This is a genomic window from Actinocorallia sp. B10E7, from assembly GCF_039871655.1.
GTDB lineage: Bacteria > Actinomycetota > Actinomycetes > Streptosporangiales > Streptosporangiaceae > Actinocorallia.
Genome location: NZ_JBDPLZ010000003.1, coordinates 657,189 through 675,110 on the forward strand (window position 1 = coordinate 657,189; position 17,922 = coordinate 675,110).

A 17,922-nucleotide genomic window follows, 5' to 3' on the forward strand; every position below is an offset into this window, starting at 1 on the left:
GTCCGACGAGAGCAGGCAGAACCACCTCTACAAGCAGGAGCGAGGAACCATGTCCCGTATCTCTCATGCCGCAGTCACCGCAGCCACAGCACTCGCCGCAGTCACCGTCGCGGCCTCCCCGGCCTCAGCCTGGACCGGCGGCTCCACCTCGGCCGGCCTGTCATCCCCGATAGAGATGCTGGTGGGGACAGCCCGCACTACCTGCCTCTCCTCCACCCTCAGCGGAACCATCACCGCCTCCGGTGCGCTCTCCATCACCTCAGCGCTCTTCGCCAACTGCATGCATGCCATAGGCTCCATCACCGTCTTCGCCCAGAACCTGCCGTGGAGCAGCTACCTCAGCGGAGGGCTCACCGCCCTCGCCGGCGTCAGACTGAACATCGCCACCTGCATCTACGGCGGTAACCTCACCGGCACCTACACCGGCAGCGCTTCCCCGGTAGCGGCTTCCTTCTCCGGCACTCTCACCAAAGTCTCCGGGCCCCTCTACTGCCCGAACACCACCACTTTCTCCTCCGCTTATGTCTTCACCGGCCCTGGTCTCTAGCCTCGGGCCAGCTCACTTCCGGTGAGCTTCCCCCATTCGACGGCCAGGCCGCCTCGCGGCGATCGACGACGGAATCGTGGGACGAACCCGTGCCGGGTTGGGCGAGCGGCACCGCGCGATGGTCGATGTGGGTGTCGGGTGCGGGCTGCGGCAGGGTGAGCTGTTCGGCCTGGCGGTCGACGACGTGGAGTGGGCGTCCGCGCGGCGGGCCGCGGTCGATGCGTTCTTCGCGGGCAGGCTCGACGCGGACGATGACGCAAAGGCCTTGGAAATGACTTCGATCTTGAAAGAGGCTGCTGAGAAGGGTGCTTCAGAGGGGTGATCCAGGCCGTCCGGGCGGCGGCAGCCGCCCCTTGGAGCGCTGCGTGTGATCAAGCCGGAAGGCGCCGGCGCGACCCGGAGGCGGGTAGCGACGGCGCCTTCCTCATTTGACCGATCCCGCAAGAACTCCCTGTACGAAGTACCTCTGGAAGCCGAAGAAGACGGCCAGGGGCACGATCAGGGACAGGAACGAGCCGGCGGAGATCACGTCGACGCTCGAGCCGAACGAGCGGGTCTGCTGCTGCAGGGCCACCGTCAGGGGCTGGGAGTCGCGGTCGGCGAAGATCAGGGCGATGAGCAGGTCGTTCCAGACCCACAGGAACTGGAAGATGCCCAGGGAGGCGATGGCGGGCAGGCCGAGGGGCAGGATGACCCGGAAGAAGATCGTCCAGTCGCGGCCGCCGTCGATGCGGGCGGCCTCCAGCAGGGAGGCGGGGATGGCGGCGAAGAAGTTGCGCAGCAGGAAGATGGCGAACGGCAGGCCGAACGCCACGTGGAACAGCACCACGCCGACGACCGAGCCCATGATCCCGATCTCGCCGAACAGCTCGGCCAGCGGGATCAGGCCGATCTGCACCGGGACGACCAGCAGTCCGACCACGCCGAGGAACAGCCAGTCCCGGCCGGGGAACTCCAGCCAGGCGAAGGCGTAGGCCGCCAGGGCGGCGATCGTCACCACCAGCAGCGTGGACGGCACCGCGATGAGGACGGTGTTGACGAACCCGTCCAGGATCGTGTCGTTCTTCAGCAGGTTCGCGTAGTTGTCCAGGGTGAGCTGCGCCGGCCTGGCGAACACCGTCCACCAGCCGCCGGAGTTGTTGTCGGTCACCGACCTCAGCGAGGTGAGGAACAGGCCGAAGGTCGGCACCAGCCACACCAGCGCGACCACCACGAGGAAGACCCGCAGGAAGCCGCGGCCGACGAGCCGCACCAGCCTGGCGCTCATGTGTTCTCCCTCCGGAAGCGGCGGATATTGAAGATCATCGCGGGCAGCACCAGCAGGAACAGCACGATCGCGATCGCGCTGCCCAGGCCCTGGTCGGAGTCGCTGCCCCCGAACGAGCGCACGTACATCTGCAGGGCCAGCACGCTGGCGTCCTGCTGCACCGGCCCCGGCGCCAGCACGTACACCAGGTCGAAGATCTTCATCACGTTGATGACGAGGGTGACCACCACGACGATGAGCACCGGCGCCAGCATCGGCACCGTGATCTTGCGGAAGACCTGGAACTCGCTCGCCCCGTCGGTGCGGGCCGCCTCCAGCACGTCGCGGTCGATGGCCGCCAGGCCCGCGCCGATCAGCACCATCGCGAAGCCCGCCCACATCCAGACGTAGGCGCCGATGATGGACGGGGTGACCAGGCCGGGACCGAGCCACTCGACGCCGCCGTAGCGGGGCGCGAAGTTCTCCGCGGGCAACCGGACCACCGCGTCGCCCGAGACCCCCTCCAGCCGGAACGTGCCGTCCGGTCCGGTCTCGGCCGAGGCCACCACCTTCCCGCCGACGACCGCCTGGACCACGACGTCCTTCATGCCCTTCTCGCCGGGGTCGATCCGGCCGGGCTCCCCCGCCCCTCCCGGGGCGAAGTCCACCCAGACGGTCCCGGTCAGCGCGCCGGGCACCGGCGCGGCGGGCACGGCGTCCCGCAACCCCGCCTGTGTCTCGGGGCTGACGGCGACCAGCGGCAGCAGCGCGGCCCCGCCCGCCCTGACCTGCGCCTCGGCTCCCCCGCCGACCGCCTTCAGCGGCCCGTTCTCCCGGGGCCTGGCGCCCGGATAGGGCGAGGGCGGCTCCCACGTGTCGTGGACGCCGGTGGCCACGGCGTTGAGCACGCCCTTCTCCGGCGCGTGGTCGTAGACCAGGGTGAAGATGACGCCGGCGGCCAGGAAGGAGATGGCCATCGGCATGAACATGATCGTCTTGAACGCCGTGCCCCACCGGACGCGCTCGGTGAGCACCGCGAAGATCAGGCCGAGGACGGTGATGACCGCCGGGGCGACCACCACCCAGACGACGTTGTTGCGCAACGCGGTGTAGGTCGCCTCGTCGGTGAACATCTCCGCGTAGTTGCCGAGGCCGACGAAGTCCGTCCCGTCGGCGTCGAAGAGGCTGCGCCACGCGGTGTACCCGATCGGGTAGACCACCAGCAGGCCCAGCAGCACCAGGGCCGGGAGCAGGAAGCCCGCACGGATGAGGCCCGCCCGGCCGCGAGTCGCGGCCGGGCGGGCGGGCGCCCCCTTGGTCGTGGGGCTCGCCATCACTCGTAGGCCTTGGCCGCGGCCTTCTCCAGCGCCTCGGCGGTCGCGGTGACATCGGGGTTCTTCAGGAAGTCCTGCAGGATCTTCCACTCGCCCGCGCCCTTGGTCCCGCCGAAGGAGGCGGGGGCCAGGTCGGACATGTCGAAGCGGACGTTGTCGCCGGCGTCGATGAGGGACTTGGCGATGGACCTCTGGATGTCGTCGGGGTAGACCGACAGCTCCAGGTTCTTGTTCGGGGAGACCATGCCGCCGCTCTCGGCCCACAGCTTCGCGGCCTCGGGCGAGGCCAGGTACTTCACCAGCTCCTGGGCGCCCTTGCTGTCCTTGAGGATGACGGCCGCGTCACCGCCGCTGACGACCGGGGCCGTGCCGCTGACCGACGGGAACGGGAAGAACTTCGCGTCGGTGCCGACCTTGGCCTCGGTGTTCTCGCCGATGACGCCGGAGACGAAGTCGCCCTCGTAGACCATCGCCGCCTTCGCCGGGTCCTTGAAGGTGTTGACGACCGAGGTGGGGAAGTCCGTGGACAGAGCTCCCTGCTGGCCGCCGCTGACGAACTCCTTCTTGCCCCAGAGCATCGCGAGCGTCGTCAAGGCCGCCTTGACGGTGTCGTCGGTCCACGGGATCTCGTGCTTGGCCAGCTTGTCGTAATTCTCCGGGCCCGCCTGCGAGAGGTAGACGTTCTCGAACCAGTCGGTCAGCGTCCAGCCGTCCGCGCCGGCGATCGACAGCGGCGCGACCCCGGAGTCAGCGATCGTCTGGGAGATCTTGACCCAGTCGTCCCAGGTGCCGGGCGGCTGGACCCCGGCGTCCTCGAACGCCTTGGGCCGGTACCAGACCGTCGACTTGTTGGCGGCCTTGAAGTAGACGGCGTACTGGGTGCCGTCGACGGTGCCGAGCTTCTTCCAGATGGGGGAGAAGTTCTCGTCCGTCGCCTTCTGGGTCTCCGCCGAGAGCGGGACCAGCCAGTTCTTCTTGGCGAAGTCGTTGATGGCGCCCTGGTTGGGCATCATCGCGACGTCCGGCTGGCCGCCACCGGGGATCTTGGACGACAGGACGGTGACGAGGGTGTCGCCGTTGGAGGTGAAGTTGACCTTGGCTCCGGTCTCGGCGGCGAAGCCGTCGAGCACCTTCTGGAAGTTGGCCTGTTCACCGCCACCGGCCGACCATGGGCCCGCCACCTCGAGGGTGACGCCCTTGAGGTCGGCGGCAGGGGTCTCCTCACCTCCTTCGTCGCCACAGGCCGCGGCGGCCGACAGGACGAGACCGGCGACGAGAGACACGCCGATGAAACGGGGGGTGCGCATGCTCTTGCTCCTCGGGTTCGAAAAGGTTTCGGCTCCGTACCCTCCCTACCGGCGGGTCACACGATGTCTCCCGATCGCCCCCTCATTCGTGAGGAGATCGTTACGGAAGTGATCTAGAGGAGCGGCGGGCGCCCGCGGCGCAAGTGCCCACCGCAACAAAAACCCTCCCGTCTCAGGCCTCCACGACGATGAGCTCGCGGGAGGTGGCGTTCATCCGCTCGGCCCCGTCCTCGGTGCACACCACGATGTCCTCGATGCGGGCGCCGTGCGCGCCGGGGTAGATGCCCGGCTCGACGGAGAAGGCCATGCCCGGCTCCAGCGGCTCGGTGTTCCCCGCGACGATGTAGGGGTCCTCGTGGGTCTGCAGGCCGATGCCGTGGCCGGTGCGGTGCACGAAGTACTCCCCGTATCCGGCCTTGGCGATGAGGTCGCGGGCCGCGGCGTCCACCGCCTCGGGCGTCACTCCCGGCCGCACCGCGCGGACCGCCGCCTCCTGCGCCTCCAGGAGCACCCCGTAGTACTCCTGGAACTCCGCGGGCGGGGCGCCCACGGCATAGGTGCGGGTGGAGTCGGAGCAGTAGCCGCTGGGCATCGTCCCGCCGATGTCCACCACGACCGGGTCGCCCGCCTCGATGACGCGGTCGGACAACTCGTGGTGGGGGCTCGCGCCGTTGGGCCCGGAGCCGACGATGACGAAGTCGACGCTCACATGCCCCTCGGCCAGGATCGCCTCGGCGATGTCCCGGCCGACCTCCCGTTCGGTGCGGCCGGGCCGCAGGAACCCCGGCACCATCGCGTGCACCCGGTCGATGGCGGCGCCCGCCTCGCGCAGCGCCTCGACCTCCGCGGTGCTCTTGCGCATCCGCAGCCGCCGCATCACCCCGCCCGCCGCGACCTGCCGCACCCCGGGCATCGCGTCCCGCAGCCGCAGCACCATCGCCGCCCACATCTGGTCGGCGACGGCGACCGCCCCGGTGCCGGGCAGCCGCGCGGCGACCAGCGCGTACGGGTCCTCGGTCTCCTCCCACGGCACGAACTCCAGCCCCAGCCGGCCGGCCGGGGAGGCCTGCGCCGCGGGCAGCTCCAGCCGGGGCACCACCAGGAACGGGCCGCCCTCCGCCGGGACGGCCAGGCAGGTCAGCCGCTCCAGGGCATGCGCGTCGTAGCCGCTGACGTACCGCAGGTCGGGTCCCGGGGTGAGCAGCACCGCGCCGAGCCCCTCGTCCGCCACGGCCTCGCGCACCGCGGCCAGGCGTTCCGGCGGGTAGAGCCGCCGCATCATGTCGTCGTCGATCATCCCCCCAAGCTAACCGACGTCCCTGCGATGATCAGCCGATCCGGTTAGGGTGGGCGCATGCCCGCCGGACGCCTGATGCTGCTGGACACCCCCTCGCTGTACTTCCGCGCCTTCTTCGGGGTGCCCGAGTCGGTGAAGGCCACCGACGGGACGCCGGTGAACGCCGTGCGCGGGCTTCTGGACATGATCGCCCGGCTGGTCTCCGAGCGCCGTCCCGAACGGCTGGTGTGCTGTTTCGACGCCGACTGGCGGCCGGAGTTCCGGGTCGCGGCGATCCCCTCCTACAAGGCCCACCGGGTCGCCGCGCAGACTCCCGAGGGCTCCGTCGAGGAGACCCCCGACACGCTCCTCCCGCAGCTGCCCGTCATCGACGCGGTCCTGGACGCGCTGGGGCTGGCGCGTGCGGCCGTGCCCGGCTATGAGGCCGACGACGTCATCGGCACGCTCGCCACGAGGGACGCGGGCCCGGTGGACGTGGTGACGGGCGACCGCGACCTCTTCCAGCTCGTCGACGCCGCACGCGACGTCCGGATCCTCTACACCGCCAAGGGCATCCGGAACCTGGAGGTCTTCGGCGAGCAGGAGGTCGCCGCCAAGTACGGCATCCCCGGACGGGCCTACGCCGACTTCGCGATCCTGCGCGGCGACCCCAGCGACGGGCTTCCGGGCGTCCCGGGCATCGGGGAGAAGACCGCCGCCGCGCTGATCTCCCGCTTCGGGTCGCTGGCCGGTGTCCTGGAGGCGCTGGACGCCGGGATCACCGAGGGCTTCCCCGCCGGGAGCCGCAAGAGGCTGGAGGCGGGACGCGCATACCTGGGCCCGGCCGAGCTGGTGTGCCGGGTGGCCGAAGACCTGCCGATCGAGGTGGACGACGCGCTGCCGCCGGTGCCCCGGGACCCGGCGGAGCTGGAATCTCTGGCCACCCGCTGGAACCTGGCGTCCCCGGTGAAGAGGCTTCTCTCCGTCCTGTGACGGTCCGTCTCGACGACGGCCCGGCTTTGTGTCGCCCCCTGTGTCATCGGGCACAGGTCCTCGGGGCAGCCAGGCGCAACCTTTCTTCAGGAAACGGTGTTCCCTTGCAAGGGAACACCCCCTGAGAAGCGCCCGGAGGGGCACGATGACCGTACTCCACAGCCCTGAGACCTTCACCCGCACCGACGTCTCCCCCGCCGAACTGGCCCGGGCCGTCCAGCGGTCCAACCACGACACCGCGCTGGCCGGCTGGGCGGTCACCACGATGGCCCTCGGCCTGCTGATCCAGGTGGTGCTGCTGGCCAAGGCGCCGCTCTCCCCCGCCCAGCTCGGGCTGGGCGCGCTGGTGCTCCCCCTGCTGACCGCCGGCACCCGGATCGTGCTGCTGCTGGACCACGCCTCCGCCTCGATCGGCTCGGCCGCCGACCGCGTCCAGCTCCTGGCCGGGATCGAGACCCGGCGGTTCTGGACCTTCCAGGCCCGCCTGTGGACCTACGGGACCGGCGCGGCGTTCGCCCTCTGGACCGTGGCGGTCCAGCTGGTGGTGCACTGAACGGAAAGAGCCATGCCTGATTCCTCCCCCCGCCAGACGTTCTGGAGCAGCCTGGACCCTCCCGCCCGGGAGAGCCTGCTGCGCGGCTGCCGGATCCGCCGGTACCGCTCCGGCGAGCACCTGTGCTACCAGGGCGAGCCCCCCGACCACGTGCTCGTCCTCCGCGAGGGCTGGGTCAAGGTCTGGAAGACCGACGAGGACGGGCACGAGTGCGTGATCGCCGTGCGCGGCCCCGGCGACCTGATCGGGGAGGCCGGACTGCTCACCGAGACCGACCGCACCGCGACCGTCACCGCCCTGCACGGGGTGACGGCGCTGTCGGTGCCCCGGGGCCGGTTCAACGGCTTCCTCAACGAGCACCCCGGCGCCTGGCCCAAGGTGTTCGGCTCGCTGAGCCGGCGCCTGAACCAGTCCGACGAGCGCATCATGGCGCTGGGCGGCAGGTTCGGGGCCGCCCGGCTGGCGGTGTTCATGTTGAGGCTCGCCGCCGACAGCGGGCAGGTCCGCCCGGACGGCGGGGTGCGGATCCCGCCGCTGTCCCAGGCCGAGTTGGGCAGCTGCGTGGACTCCTCCCGCGAGACGGTCGCCCGCGCGCTGCGCGAGTGGCGCGAGCTGGGGTTCGTGGAGACCGGCTGGCGCCGCACCACGATCCTGGACCCCGAGGGGCTGCGCGCCCACGCCGAGACCTACGAGGGCTCCTGAAGATCTTCAGGAGCCCTCGCCTTTACGCAGTAAGGCAGGGTCAGGTGACGCTGGAGTAGGCGATGACGCCGCGGCGCATGGCGTCGGCGGCCTTGCGCGCGGTGTCCCTGACCCCGCCCGGCCCCGCGGCGTCCGCTATCTGGCCGAGCAGGTCCATCAGCTGCTTGATCGACCGGACGAAGTCGCCGGCCGTCATGCCCGCCTCGAGCAGCACCTCGTCGAGATCCTCACCACCGGTCCAGCGGTACGCCCCCCACGCGAAACCCAGATCCGGCTCCCGCTGGAAGGACACCCCGTTGTCCTTCTCCACGTTCTCCAGCTCGCCCCACAACCGCACCATGCGGGTCAGCACGTCCCTGGTCCCCGGCGGGATCTTCGGCGGCGCCGCGTCGTCGGGCTGCCGCGACTCGTACACCAGCGCCGACACGCACGCCGCGAGCTCCGCCGAACCCAGCCCGTCCCACAGGCCCTCCCGCAGCGACTCGGCCGTCAGCAGGTCCAACTCGGAGTAGATCCGGCCCAGCCTCCTGCCCTCGTCGGTGACCCTGCCGTCCTTGAGGTAGCCCAACTGCTCCAGGACGGAGCAGACCCGGTCGAACGTCCGCGCGATGACCTGCGAACGCGACTCCACCCGACGCCGAAGACCGGTGGTCTCCCGCTCGGTCCGGAAGTAGCGCTCGGCCCAGCGGGCGTGGTCCTCACGCTGGTCGCAGCCGTGGCAGGGATGCTGCTTGAGCCTGGCGCGCAGCCGCTGGATCTCGCCGTCGTCGCCCTCGGCGCCGCCGCCGCGCGCACGATGCCGCTTCACCTCGGCGTGCGGCACCTTCTCGCGCAGCGTGGCCGCCATGTCCTTGCGGTGCTGGGGATTGCGCGGACTGAACCACTTGGGGATCTTGATCCGCTCGACGGGCTCGGCCGGAGCCCCGAAGTCCGCGCACGACAGGCGCTTGACCTGACGGCTGTCCAGCAGCACCAGCGGAGCGGGCCCGTCGGAGCGCTTGGCCACCCCGGTGTCCAGGATCAGCGCCGCCCCGGCGGTGCGCCCCGCCGACACCAGCACCACGTCACCGGGACGCAGCCGCTCCAGCGAACGCGCCACCTCCAGCCGCCGCGCCCCCGCCCGCTCCCGCGACAGCGCCGACTCGGCGTCCGACAGGGCACGCCGCAGAGCCGCGTACTCCATGAAGTCGCCCAGATGACACTCCGCCGCCTCGGCGTAACCGGCCATCGCCTCCTCGGACTTGCGCAGCTGCCGGGCCAGACCCACCACGGCCCGGTCCGCCTGGAACTGGGCGAAGGACTCCTCCAGCAGCGTCGCCGCCCGCTCCCTGCCGACCGCGCCGACCAGGTTCACCGCCATGTTGTAGGACGGGCGGAAACTGGAGTTCAGCGGGTAGGTGCGGGTCGAGGCCAGCCCCGCCACCGAGCCGGGGTCCATGCCCGGCTGGTAGAGCACCACCGCGTGGCCCTCGACGTCGATGCCGCGCCGCCCGGCCCGCCCCGTCAGCTGGGTGTACTCCCCCGGAGTGAGGTCGACGTGCTGCTCGCCGTTCCACTTGTCCAGCTTCTCGATCACCACGGTCCTGGCCGGCATGTTCACGCCCAGCGCCAGCGTCTCGGTGGCGAACACCGCCTTGATGAGGTTGTCGGCGAACAGCTCCTCGACGACCTCCTTGAACACCGGGAGCATCCCGGCGTGGTGAGCGGCGATGCCTCGTTCCAGCCCTGCGAGCCAGTTGTGATAGTTGAGCACCAGCTTGTCGGACTCGGGGATGTCGGCGGTGCGCTCCTCGGCCCGCCTGCGGATCAGCTCGGCGTCCTCACGCGAGGTCAGCCGCAGCCCCGAGAGCAGGCACTGCTCCACCGCCGCCTCACAGCCGGCCCGGCTGAAGATGAACGTGATCGCCGGCAGCAGCCCGGCCCGGTCCAGGCGCTGGATCACATCGGGCCGCGCCGGCGGGCGGAACCGCACCGGCCGATGGTCCCTGCGCCGCCCGGAACGGCGGCTGTTGTTGATCTTCGCTTTGCGGACGTCGTCCAGGGAGATGCGGCGCAGCTCCGGGTTGACCTTGGGCCGGCCCTCGCGGCCGTCGTCCACGAACAGGTCGTACAACCGGGTGCCCACCATCATGTGCTGCCACAGCGGCACCGGCCGGTGCTCGTCGACGATCACCGTGGTGTCGCCACGGACCGCCTGCAGCCACTCCCCGAACTCCTCGGCGTTCGACACCGTCGCCGACAGCGCCGCCACCCGCACCGAGTCCGGCAGATGGATGATCACTTCTTCCCAGACCGCGCCGCGGAACCTGTCGGCCAGGTAGTGGACCTCGTCCATCACCACGTAACCCAACTGCGCCAGGGTCTGCGACCCCGCGTACAGCATGTTCCGCAGCACCTCGGTCGTCATGACGACGATCGGCGCCTCGCCGTTGACGGAGTTGTCACCCGTCAGCAGGCCGACGTTCGCCGCCCCGTACCGCTTCTGCAGATCGCCGTACTTCTGGTTCGACAGCGCCTTGATCGGGGTGGTGTAGAAGCATTTACGGCCCTCGCGCAGAGCCAGGTGGACGGCGAACTCCCCCACCACCGTCTTGCCCGAACCGGTGGGCGCCGCGACCAGGACCCCGTGGCCCTGCTCCAGGGCACGACAGCCCTTGAGCTGGAATTCGTCGAGGCCGAAATCGTAGAGACCCTGGAACTCCCGCAAGGCGGGCCCGTTCTCCGACACCTGTCTCTTGTGGGCCGCATAACGCTCGGCGGGACTGCTCATACCCACCAGCCTATGGTTTCAGCAGACCCGATTCCCACCGAGTTTTACGTTTGAAAATCTTATCGGCGGCCTTCGCCCGGCGGACCGATGGGCTCACCGATGTCGAACGGCTCGTCCTCGATCGCCGAGGCCTCGTCGTCCGAGAGGCCCTCGTACAGCGCGGGCTGCTTGGCCCGGCGCCGGTCCACCAGGTAGGCGACGCCGTCGGAGACGCCGAACAGCACGATCACCGGCAGCGCCAGCGACAACATCGTGAAGGGGTCGGCGCTGGGCGTGGCCACCGCCGCGAACACGAAGATCCCGAAGATGATCGCCCGGCGCCACTTCTTGATCGTCTCATGCGACAGCGCGCCGCCGAGGTTCAGCACCGTCACGATCAGCGGCAGTTCGAACGCCAGCCCGAACACCAGCAGCATCGTGACCAGGAACCCGAGGTACTCGTCGATCGTGATCAGAGCGGCGGTGTCCTCGGGCGTGAAGCCCAGGAAGAGCGCCAGGCCCCTCTCGATCGTCGCGTACGCCAGGAACGCGCCGACCAGGAACAGCGGCAGCGCCAGCGACAGGAACAGCAGCGTCCAGCGCTTCTCCTTGCGGAGCATCCCTGGCGCCACGAACGCCCACAACTGGTACAGCCACACCGGGGAGGAGACGATCGCGCCGACGATGAACGCGATCTTCACGTTCAGGAAGAACGACGAGAAGATCCCGTTGACCACCAGCGAGCAGTCAGTGCCGTTCAGGTCATGCGACTGCGGGACCTGGCAGAACGGCTCCTTCAGGATCTCCCAGACCTCCTCCTTGAGGAGCCAGCCCACCACCATGCCCGCCAGCAGGCCCAGCAGTGCCTTGACCACCCGGTTGCGCAACTCGCGCAGGTGGTCGAGCAGGGGCATGCGGCCCTCGGGGTTGTCCGAACGCCTGCTGCTCATCCTCGTCCTAGAGATCAAGTCGGTGGGTGGGGGAGAGAAAAAACGCTCAGGAGGCCCGGTTCTTCTGGTCCTGACTGACCGGCACGCCGTTCAGCGTCGTCCCGTCCTCCTGCTGCGCCGACGGAAGCTGCTGCGGCGCGGCGGGCTGCGCGGGCGCGGCACCCGGCTTGTCATCCTTGTCGTCGTTCACCAGACCCTTGGTCTCCGACTTGAAGATCCGCAGCGAACGGCCCAGAGAACGGGCGGCGTCCGGCATCTTCTTGGAGCCGAACAGCACCATGATCACAACAGCGATGAGCAGGAGCTCGGGCCAACCCAGTCCAGCCATGGAATCCTCATTTCAGCGGGTTCTACTTCGACCGATGCTACGCCCAACCCAAGGTAATACAGCGTGTCCGGCCGGTAAATCCTGCGCTTTCCTCGTCTTACCGCCCAGGTCGGAGTCGTATCGGCATCCTATGCGGACTCCGACTCAACGTTCCTTCGCCCTGGCCTTCCAACCATCGACCTGACGCTGGAGTTCACGCTGCCGGGGCTCCAGCCGACGGCGGGTGCGCTTCAGCTCGACACCCAGCCCCCTGGCGCTCAGGAACACCCGGAAGGCCGCGTAGAACAGGACGGCCAGCCCCGCGAACCCCAACACCACCGACACCATCGCCCAAGCCACACCTGAACGGTAGCGCAACCCTCACGCGTACAAGGCCAGAGCGCGCTCGGCGTCCCCTCTGATCCGCCCGGCCAGCTCCGCGGGCTCCACCACCCGGCCCTGGTCGCCCAGCCGCAGCGCCAGCGAACGCACCCACCGCGGGTCGGACGTCAGCAGCACCACCCGCAGCCGGCCCTCGCCCAGCTCCTCCACCAGCTCACACGGGTAGTAGTCGGCCACCCAGCGGCCCGACGGCGCCAGCTCCAACGTCACCCGCACATCACTGGCCGACGCCCGGAACAGGCCGCCCCCGTCGTCCAGATCACGGCGCTCGGCCCCGGCCGGCACCTCCGCGCCGACCTCCAGCACCTCGGCCTCGAGGATCTGGTCCATGCGGAACAGCCGCACCGCCTCCGCACGGCGGCACCAGCCCTCAAGGTACGTCCGGCCGTCGACCACCAGCACCCGCATCGGATCGACCTGCCGGACGGTGTTCTCGTCCCGGCCCGCCACGTAGTACGTGATCCGCAGGCGCCGCTCCTCGCGCAGCGCCCCCTGCACCACGCCCAGCGAACCCGTCCGGCGGTCCACGTCCACCGACAACTGCCTCGCCGCCGCGGCGGCCTCCCCCGCGGCGGCCTCCAGCTTGGCGATCAACCGGGTCAACGCGTCGCGCTCGGCCGCACCCGGCAGCTCGGCCAGCATCCGCAGCGCCACCAGCAGGGCCGCGGCCTCATCCGCGCCCAGCCGCAACGGCCTGCTGATCGACTCCGCCTCACTGACCGTGATCTCCCCGCCCTCATAGGACAGATCGATCGGACAGTACGGATCGGGCGAGCGCAGCTCCAGGCACCACAGCAGGTTCAGGTCGTCCCGCAACTGCCGTTCGGTGATCCCGAACGCCTCGGCCGCCTCGGTCAGGCTCACCGTCTCCCGGGCCACCACATACGGCACCAGCGCCAGCAACCGCGTCAACCGGTCCGCCGACGTCGACGGAGACTTCACGACAGCACCCCCTTCAGATGCCGGATCACTGCCTCCCGCAGATCCGGCGGCTCCACCACCAGCACATCGTCGGCGAACCTGGCCAGGCTCGCGGCGAGGAACTCCGGATCCCACACATGCAGCTCGGCCTCATCCCAGGCCTCGTCGACCTCGGTGACGTCCACCGCCCAGCGCCGCACGCCCAGCGCCCGGCCCCGGCGCAACCGCACCCTCGCCGAGCGCCGCTCCGCGGGCCGCTCCTCCCGCTCGAACGCGATCTTCCGGATGTCGACGTCCTCGGGGACCCTCACCGCTCCCGCCGGGCCCCGCACCGCGACCTCGCCCAGCACCCGGCTGAGCCGGAACACCCGAGGGGCCTCCCGCATCCGGTCGTACCCCACCAGATACCAGCGGCCCCGCCCCGATGTCAGCCCCCACGGCTCCACCAGCCTGCGCTGGGGCTCACTGCGCCCCATCGCCCGGTACTCGAAGGACACCACCCTGCCGTCCCGCACCGCCTCGTACAAGGCGGGGAACGCCGGCTCGTCCGTGCCCACCCGCGGCTCCAGCACAGAGGAGCCCTCCGGATCGGTCTCGATCCCGGCCGCACGCAGCTTGAACAGCGCGCCCGAGGCCGCCTCCGCCAGGTTCGTCTGCTTCCACACCCGGGCCGCCAGGCCCAGCACCGCCGCCTCGTCCGGCGTCAGGTGCAGCTCCGGCAGCTCATAGGCCTGCGGCGGGATCCGATAGCCGGTCTCGTCGTCCTCCGCGCCGACCTCCAACGGAATGCCCAGCTCGCGGAGCTCCTCCTTGTCGCGCTCGAACATGCGCTTGAACGCCTCGTCGGACTCCGGATAACCGGGGACCGCCTGCCTGATCTGCGCCGCCGTCAGATACCGCCGGGTCGCCAGCAGGCACACCACCAGATGCAGCAGACGATCGGTCTTGCGCCGCGACATTCCGCACCACCTCCCTCGCACCGAAACGCTACCGTCTACAGCGTGATCCGATGGCGCAAAGGCAGAGTGGAAGAGATCCGGCGGGAATGGCCCGGAGCGGTCGAACTCCGGGTGACGGTCGACGGGGAGCCCGCCAGGGCCCTGGCCTACCCCGCCCTCGTGGGCAGACCCGAGCCCGGCGACACCGTCCTGCTCAACACCACCGCCCTGGCGATGGGACTGGGCACCGGCGGCTACGCCATGGTCGTCGCCGTACCCGACCGGCTCCCGCCCGACCCCACGGGCCCCGGCCACCTCGTCAAGGCCCGCTACACCCCCCTGCAGGCCACCGTCCTGGGCGCCGACGAGCAGGACTCCCCCCACCACGACCTGCTGGCCGAGGCCGACTCCCTGGACGGAACCCCCGTCCTCGTCGCCGACCTGCACTCCGCGCTCCCCGCCCTGCTGTCGGGGCTGCTGCTGGAGAGGCCCGGCACCCGCGTCGTCTACGTCATGCCCGACGGCGGAGCGCTGCCGTCCTGGTTCTCCATGTCCATCGCCCAGCTCAAGGAGGCCGGGGTCCTGGCCGCCTGCGTCACCGTCGGGCAGGCCTTCGGCGGCGACCTGGAGACCGTCACCGTCCACACCGGGCTGCTGGCCGCCCGCCTCGTCCTCGACGCCGACGTCGTCATCCTCGCCCAAGGACCCGGCAACCTCGGCACCGGCACCCGCTGGGGCTTCTCCGGGGTCTCCGCCGGGGAGGCCGTCAACGCCACCGCCGTGCTCGGCGGAAGACCCGTCGCCTCACTGCGGGTCAGCTCCGGCGACGCCCGCGAACGCCACCAGGGGATCTCCCACCACAGCCTCACCGCCTACGGACGCGTCGCCCTGGCCCGCGCCGACGTGCCCGTACCCCGGCTGCCCGGCGAGTTCGGCGCCAAGGTCACCGCGCAGGCCGAACCCCTCGGCGCGCGGCACGACCTCGTCCACATCCCCGTCGACGGCCTTGAGGACGCCCTGCGCGCCGACGAGAAGACCTGGGGCGTGCGGATGTCCACCATGGGCAGACGGCTCGACGGCGACCTGGAGTACTTCCTCGCCTGCGCCGCCGCCGGACGCCACACCGCCTCGCTCCTGTGAACCGGCCGGGCGGACCACCGGTCCGCCCGGACCGCGCTCAGTAGGTGCCGAGAACGTCGATCACATAGACCAGGGTGTCGTCGGCCTTGATGCCGTACTTCGGCAGGCCCTTGACCTTCAGGTCCTTCGCCCCGTACGCCTTGTCCGGCGGCGCCACCACCAGCAGGCGGCTACCCGCCTTCTGACCCACCAGCGCCTCGTCCCAGCCCTTGATGACCAGGCCCTGCCCGATCACCGTGGCGTACACCTTCCCGTCCGACCAGGACGAGGAGAAGACCTTGCCGTCCCGCCACAACGCGCCCACGTACTGGATCGCCACCAGCCGGCCGGTCTTCACCTCCGCACCGGCGCCCTGCTTCAAAGTCTTGACGGTCAACTCCTTGGGCGCGGCGCCCTGCGGCACCTTCACCGTCGGCACCGCACCCGCCGACACCTCCGGCAGGCCCTGCTCCTGGAAACCGGAACCCGGCTCCACCGCGTCGCCCTTGGGATGCGCCGCGACCACGTCCAGCACATAGACCAGCGAATCCTCACCGCTGATCTGCAGCCGCGCCGCCCCCTTGTCCCCATAGCCGTCCACCGGCGGGATCACCGCGACCACCCGGGAACCGACCTTCGCGCCCACCAGCGCCTTCTTCAGGCCCGGCACCAGGTTCCAAGTCGGGAAGGAAGAAGGCACACCGCCCTGATAGCTACTGCCGATCAGAGTCGAAGTGCCCTCGGGCGACCAGGTGTAGCCGACGTAGTCCGCGACCACCAGATCGCCCTGCGCCACCTTCCGGCCCGAACCCTCGATCGGCGTGTCCAACTCGAACTCGCCCGACGGGGCCTCCCCCTTGGGGAACTTCACCTCGGGCAACCGCCCGAACTCCCCGTCCACCGCCACATCAGGCTCAGCGGGCCCATCTCCCCCGCAAGCACTCAACGACACGGCCAGCAGCAGAGGCACAGCCAGCAACCTGGCAAAACGACGCATCAACGGATACCTCAGGTCACAGAGACAAGGACGGGCTGTAACCCTACCGGCCCGTAAATCTCCACACGAGGGTTACAGGCAGGTAAAAATAGACAGCCCGTCCAGTCCCTACATCCCCGCGATCAACTTGTCGACACGCTCGTCCACCGAACGGAACGGGTCCTTGCACAGCACCGTCCGCTGCGCCTGATCGTTGAGCTTCAGATGCACCCAGTCCACCGTGAAGTCACGGCGCTTCTCCTGAGCCTTCTTGATGAACTCCCCGCGCAACCGCGCCCGGGTCGTCTGCGGCGGCACCGACTTCGCCTCGAAGATCGCCAGATCCTTCGTGACCCGCTCCACCGCACCCCGCTTCTCCAGCAGGTAGTACAACCCGCGGTTGCGGTGCACATCGTGATAGGCCAGATCCAGCTGCGCCACCCTCGGACTCGACAACGGCAGATCGTACTTGCGCCGATACCGCTCGATCAGCTGGTACTTGGTCACCCAGTCGATCTCCCGGGACACCAGATCCAGATCACCGGTCTCCACCGCCGTCAACGTGCGATCCCACAGCTCCAGCACCCGCTGCACCGTCGGATCCGGACCCCGCCGATCCATGAAGTCCTTCGCCTTGGAGAAGTACTCCCGCTGGATCTCCAGCGAAGACGCCTCCCTGCCGTTGGCCAGCCGCACCTTCCGACGACCCGTCATGTCATGCGACACCTCACGGATCGCCCTGATCGGGTTCTCCAACGTCAGATCCCGCATCACCACCCCGGCCTCGATCATGCGCAGCACCAGATCGGTCGCCCCGACCTTCAGCAACATCGTCGTCTCCGACATGTTGCTGTCGCCCACGATCACATGCAGCCGGCGGAACCGCTCCGCATCGGCATGCGGCTCATCCCGCGTGTTGATGATCGGACGCGACCGCGTCGTCGCACTCGACACCCCCTCCCAGATGTGCTCCGCCCGCTGCGAAACGCAGTACACCGCGCCCCTCGGCGTCTGCAGCACCTTCCCGGCCCCACAGATGATCTGCCGCGTCACCAGATACGGAATGAGCACATCCGCCAGTCGGCCGAATTCCCCATGCCGCCCCACGAGATAGTTCTCATGACAGCCGTAGGAGTTCCCCGCCGAATCGGTGTTGTTCTTGAACAGATAGATGTCCCCGGCGATGCCCTCCTCCCGCAGACGCCGCTCGGCGTCCACCAGAAGACCCTCCAGGATCCGTTCACCCGCCTTGTCGTGCGTGACCAGATCGATCACGCTGTCGCACTCAGGCGTCGCATACTCAGGATGACTGCCGACGTCCAGATAGAGCCGCGCCCCGTTCCGCAGGAACACGTTGCTGCTCCGGCCCCACGACACCACCCGGCGGAACAGATAACGCGCCACCTCATCAGGTGACAACCGCCGCTGCCCGCGGAAGGTGCAGGTGACCCCGTACTCGTTCTCGAGCCCGAAAATGCGCCTGTCCACACTTCGACCCTATGCGCCCGGAGCCCCGAATGGCAGTGCCCGACGCCCCCATTCTCACGGACGCCCCGCAAATCCCCCACGAAACCCTCGAATACCGCCACGAAAATACGCGAC

The 17,922-nt window shown here is 69.7% G+C and carries 18 protein-coding genes; 6 read left to right on the forward strand and 12 right to left on the reverse strand.

Annotation, left to right across the window (positions count from 1 at the left end):
- Window positions 1–49: 49 nt before the first annotated feature.
- Window positions 50–547 (forward strand): hypothetical protein, encoded by a 498-nt coding sequence (locus tag ABGB12_RS13125; protein WP_347677410.1) that lies wholly within the window; start codon window positions 50–52, stop codon window positions 545–547.
- Window positions 548–644: 97 nt separating this feature from the next.
- Window positions 645–869, forward strand: a complete 225-nt coding sequence (locus ABGB12_RS13130) for a hypothetical protein (RefSeq protein ID WP_347677411.1) — start codon at window positions 645–647, stop codon at window positions 867–869.
- 102 nt (window positions 870–971) lie between these two features.
- Here the strand turns inward: ABGB12_RS13130 and ABGB12_RS13135 are convergent, their stop codons facing one another.
- The 4 genes from ABGB12_RS13135 to ABGB12_RS13150 all read right to left on the reverse strand — a co-directional run bounded on the left by ABGB12_RS13135 (window position 972) and on the right by ABGB12_RS13150 (window position 5,731).
- A complete protein-coding gene (locus ABGB12_RS13135) occupies window positions 972–1,814 on the reverse strand; it encodes a carbohydrate ABC transporter permease (RefSeq protein ID WP_347677413.1) in 843 nt (280 codons plus the stop codon).
- Window positions 1,811–3,127 carry a sugar ABC transporter permease gene (locus ABGB12_RS13140; RefSeq protein WP_347677415.1) on the reverse strand — a complete coding sequence of 439 codons (1,317 nt, stop codon included), beginning with the start codon at window positions 3,125–3,127 and terminating at the stop codon, window positions 1,811–1,813. The genes ABGB12_RS13135 and ABGB12_RS13140 overlap by 4 nt, the downstream gene beginning before the upstream one ends.
- Complete coding sequence (locus ABGB12_RS13145; protein WP_347677417.1) at window positions 3,127–4,434, reverse strand: ABC transporter substrate-binding protein; 1,308 nt, start codon at window positions 4,432–4,434, stop codon at window positions 3,127–3,129. The genes ABGB12_RS13140 and ABGB12_RS13145 overlap by 1 nt, the downstream gene beginning before the upstream one ends.
- Before the next feature lie 172 nt (window positions 4,435–4,606).
- Window positions 4,607–5,731 (reverse strand): Xaa-Pro peptidase family protein, encoded by a 1,125-nt coding sequence (locus ABGB12_RS13150; protein ID WP_347677419.1) that lies wholly within the window; start codon window positions 5,729–5,731, stop codon window positions 4,607–4,609.
- Between the two features lie 57 nt (window positions 5,732–5,788).
- Between ABGB12_RS13150 and ABGB12_RS13155 the strand changes: the two genes are divergently transcribed.
- The 3 genes from ABGB12_RS13155 (at window position 5,789) to ABGB12_RS13165 (ending at window position 7,958) form a co-directional block, all read left to right on the forward strand.
- Window positions 5,789–6,703 (forward strand): 5'-3' exonuclease, encoded by a 915-nt coding sequence (locus ABGB12_RS13155; RefSeq protein ID WP_347677421.1) that lies wholly within the window; start codon window positions 5,789–5,791, stop codon window positions 6,701–6,703.
- A 145-nt stretch (window positions 6,704–6,848) separates the two neighbouring features.
- Window positions 6,849–7,256: a hypothetical protein gene (locus ABGB12_RS13160; protein ID WP_347677423.1), complete on the forward strand. Its 408-nt coding sequence runs from the start codon at window positions 6,849–6,851 to the stop codon at window positions 7,254–7,256.
- A 12-nt stretch (window positions 7,257–7,268) separates the two neighbouring features.
- The gene (locus ABGB12_RS13165) at window positions 7,269–7,958 is read left to right on the forward strand and encodes a Crp/Fnr family transcriptional regulator (RefSeq protein WP_347677425.1); all 690 of its coding nucleotides are present in this window, start codon (window positions 7,269–7,271) and stop codon (window positions 7,956–7,958) included.
- A 40-nt stretch (window positions 7,959–7,998) separates the two neighbouring features.
- On the opposite strand, the gene ABGB12_RS13170 is transcribed toward ABGB12_RS13165, so the two are convergent.
- The 6 genes from ABGB12_RS13170 to ABGB12_RS13195 form a co-directional block, all read right to left on the reverse strand.
- Window positions 7,999–10,728 carry a DEAD/DEAH box helicase gene (locus tag ABGB12_RS13170; RefSeq protein WP_347677427.1) on the reverse strand — a complete coding sequence of 910 codons (2,730 nt, stop codon included), beginning with the start codon at window positions 10,726–10,728 and terminating at the stop codon, window positions 7,999–8,001.
- A 59-nt stretch (window positions 10,729–10,787) separates the two neighbouring features.
- The gene (gene tatC, locus ABGB12_RS13175) at window positions 10,788–11,657 is read right to left on the reverse strand and encodes a twin-arginine translocase subunit TatC (protein ID WP_347677429.1); all 870 of its coding nucleotides are present in this window, start codon (window positions 11,655–11,657) and stop codon (window positions 10,788–10,790) included.
- Between the two features lie 46 nt (window positions 11,658–11,703).
- Entirely contained in the window at window positions 11,704–11,985 is a 282-nt protein-coding gene (gene tatA / locus ABGB12_RS13180; RefSeq protein ID WP_347677431.1) for a Sec-independent protein translocase subunit TatA, read from the reverse strand.
- A gap of 144 nt (window positions 11,986–12,129) precedes the next feature.
- Window positions 12,130–12,324: a hypothetical protein gene (locus ABGB12_RS13185; protein WP_347677433.1), complete on the reverse strand. Its 195-nt coding sequence runs from the start codon at window positions 12,322–12,324 to the stop codon at window positions 12,130–12,132.
- A 21-nt stretch (window positions 12,325–12,345) separates the two neighbouring features.
- Entirely contained in the window at window positions 12,346–13,308 is a 963-nt protein-coding gene (locus ABGB12_RS13190; RefSeq protein WP_347677435.1) for a WYL domain-containing protein, read from the reverse strand.
- Window positions 13,305–14,246, reverse strand: coding sequence for a WYL domain-containing protein (locus tag ABGB12_RS13195; protein ID WP_347677437.1), 942 nt, complete (start codon window positions 14,244–14,246; stop codon window positions 13,305–13,307). Before ABGB12_RS13195 ends, ABGB12_RS13190 begins: the two co-directional genes overlap by 4 nt.
- 42 nt (window positions 14,247–14,288) lie before the next feature.
- On the opposite strand from ABGB12_RS13195, the gene ABGB12_RS13200 reads away from it, so the two are divergent.
- Window positions 14,289–15,365, forward strand: a complete 1,077-nt coding sequence (locus ABGB12_RS13200) for a DUF3866 family protein (protein ID WP_347677439.1) — start codon at window positions 14,289–14,291, stop codon at window positions 15,363–15,365.
- A gap of 37 nt (window positions 15,366–15,402) precedes the next feature.
- Here the strand turns inward: ABGB12_RS13200 and ABGB12_RS13205 are convergent, their stop codons facing one another.
- Both ABGB12_RS13205 and pafA read right to left on the reverse strand, forming a co-directional pair.
- Window positions 15,403–16,245 carry an FKBP-type peptidyl-prolyl cis-trans isomerase gene (locus ABGB12_RS13205; RefSeq protein ID WP_347677441.1) on the reverse strand — a complete coding sequence of 281 codons (843 nt, stop codon included), beginning with the start codon at window positions 16,243–16,245 and terminating at the stop codon, window positions 15,403–15,405.
- Between the two features lie 204 nt (window positions 16,246–16,449).
- The gene (pafA, locus tag ABGB12_RS13210; RefSeq protein WP_347677443.1) at window positions 16,450–17,808 is read right to left on the reverse strand and encodes a Pup--protein ligase; all 1,359 of its coding nucleotides are present in this window, start codon (window positions 17,806–17,808) and stop codon (window positions 16,450–16,452) included.
- Between the last annotated feature and the right edge of the window lie 114 nt (window positions 17,809–17,922).

Coding starts and splice junctions, on each gene's coding strand:
- ABGB12_RS13125 (WP_347677410.1), top strand. CDS start 50: ATGTCCCGTATCTCTCATGCCGCAGTCACCGCAGCCACAGCACTCGCC.
- ABGB12_RS13135 (WP_347677413.1), bottom strand. CDS start 1,814: ATGAGCGCCAGGCTGGTGCGGCTCGTCGGCCGCGGCTTCCTGCGGGTC.
- ABGB12_RS13140 (WP_347677415.1), bottom strand. CDS start 3,127: ATGGCGAGCCCCACGACCAAGGGGGCGCCCGCCCGCCCGGCCGCGACT.
- ABGB12_RS13145 (WP_347677417.1), bottom strand. CDS start 4,434: ATGCGCACCCCCCGTTTCATCGGCGTGTCTCTCGTCGCCGGTCTCGTC.
- ABGB12_RS13150 (WP_347677419.1), bottom strand. CDS start 5,731: ATGATCGACGACGACATGATGCGGCGGCTCTACCCGCCGGAACGCCTG.
- ABGB12_RS13155 (WP_347677421.1), top strand. CDS start 5,789: ATGCCCGCCGGACGCCTGATGCTGCTGGACACCCCCTCGCTGTACTTC.
- ABGB12_RS13160 (WP_347677423.1), top strand. CDS start 6,849: ATGACCGTACTCCACAGCCCTGAGACCTTCACCCGCACCGACGTCTCC.
- ABGB12_RS13165 (WP_347677425.1), top strand. CDS start 7,269: ATGCCTGATTCCTCCCCCCGCCAGACGTTCTGGAGCAGCCTGGACCCT.
- ABGB12_RS13170 (WP_347677427.1), bottom strand. CDS start 10,728: ATGAGCAGTCCCGCCGAGCGTTATGCGGCCCACAAGAGACAGGTGTCG.
- tatC (WP_347677429.1), bottom strand. CDS start 11,657: ATGAGCAGCAGGCGTTCGGACAACCCCGAGGGCCGCATGCCCCTGCTC.
- tatA (WP_347677431.1), bottom strand. CDS start 11,985: ATGGCTGGACTGGGTTGGCCCGAGCTCCTGCTCATCGCTGTTGTGATC.
- ABGB12_RS13195 (WP_347677437.1), bottom strand. CDS start 14,246: ATGTCGCGGCGCAAGACCGATCGTCTGCTGCATCTGGTGGTGTGCCTG.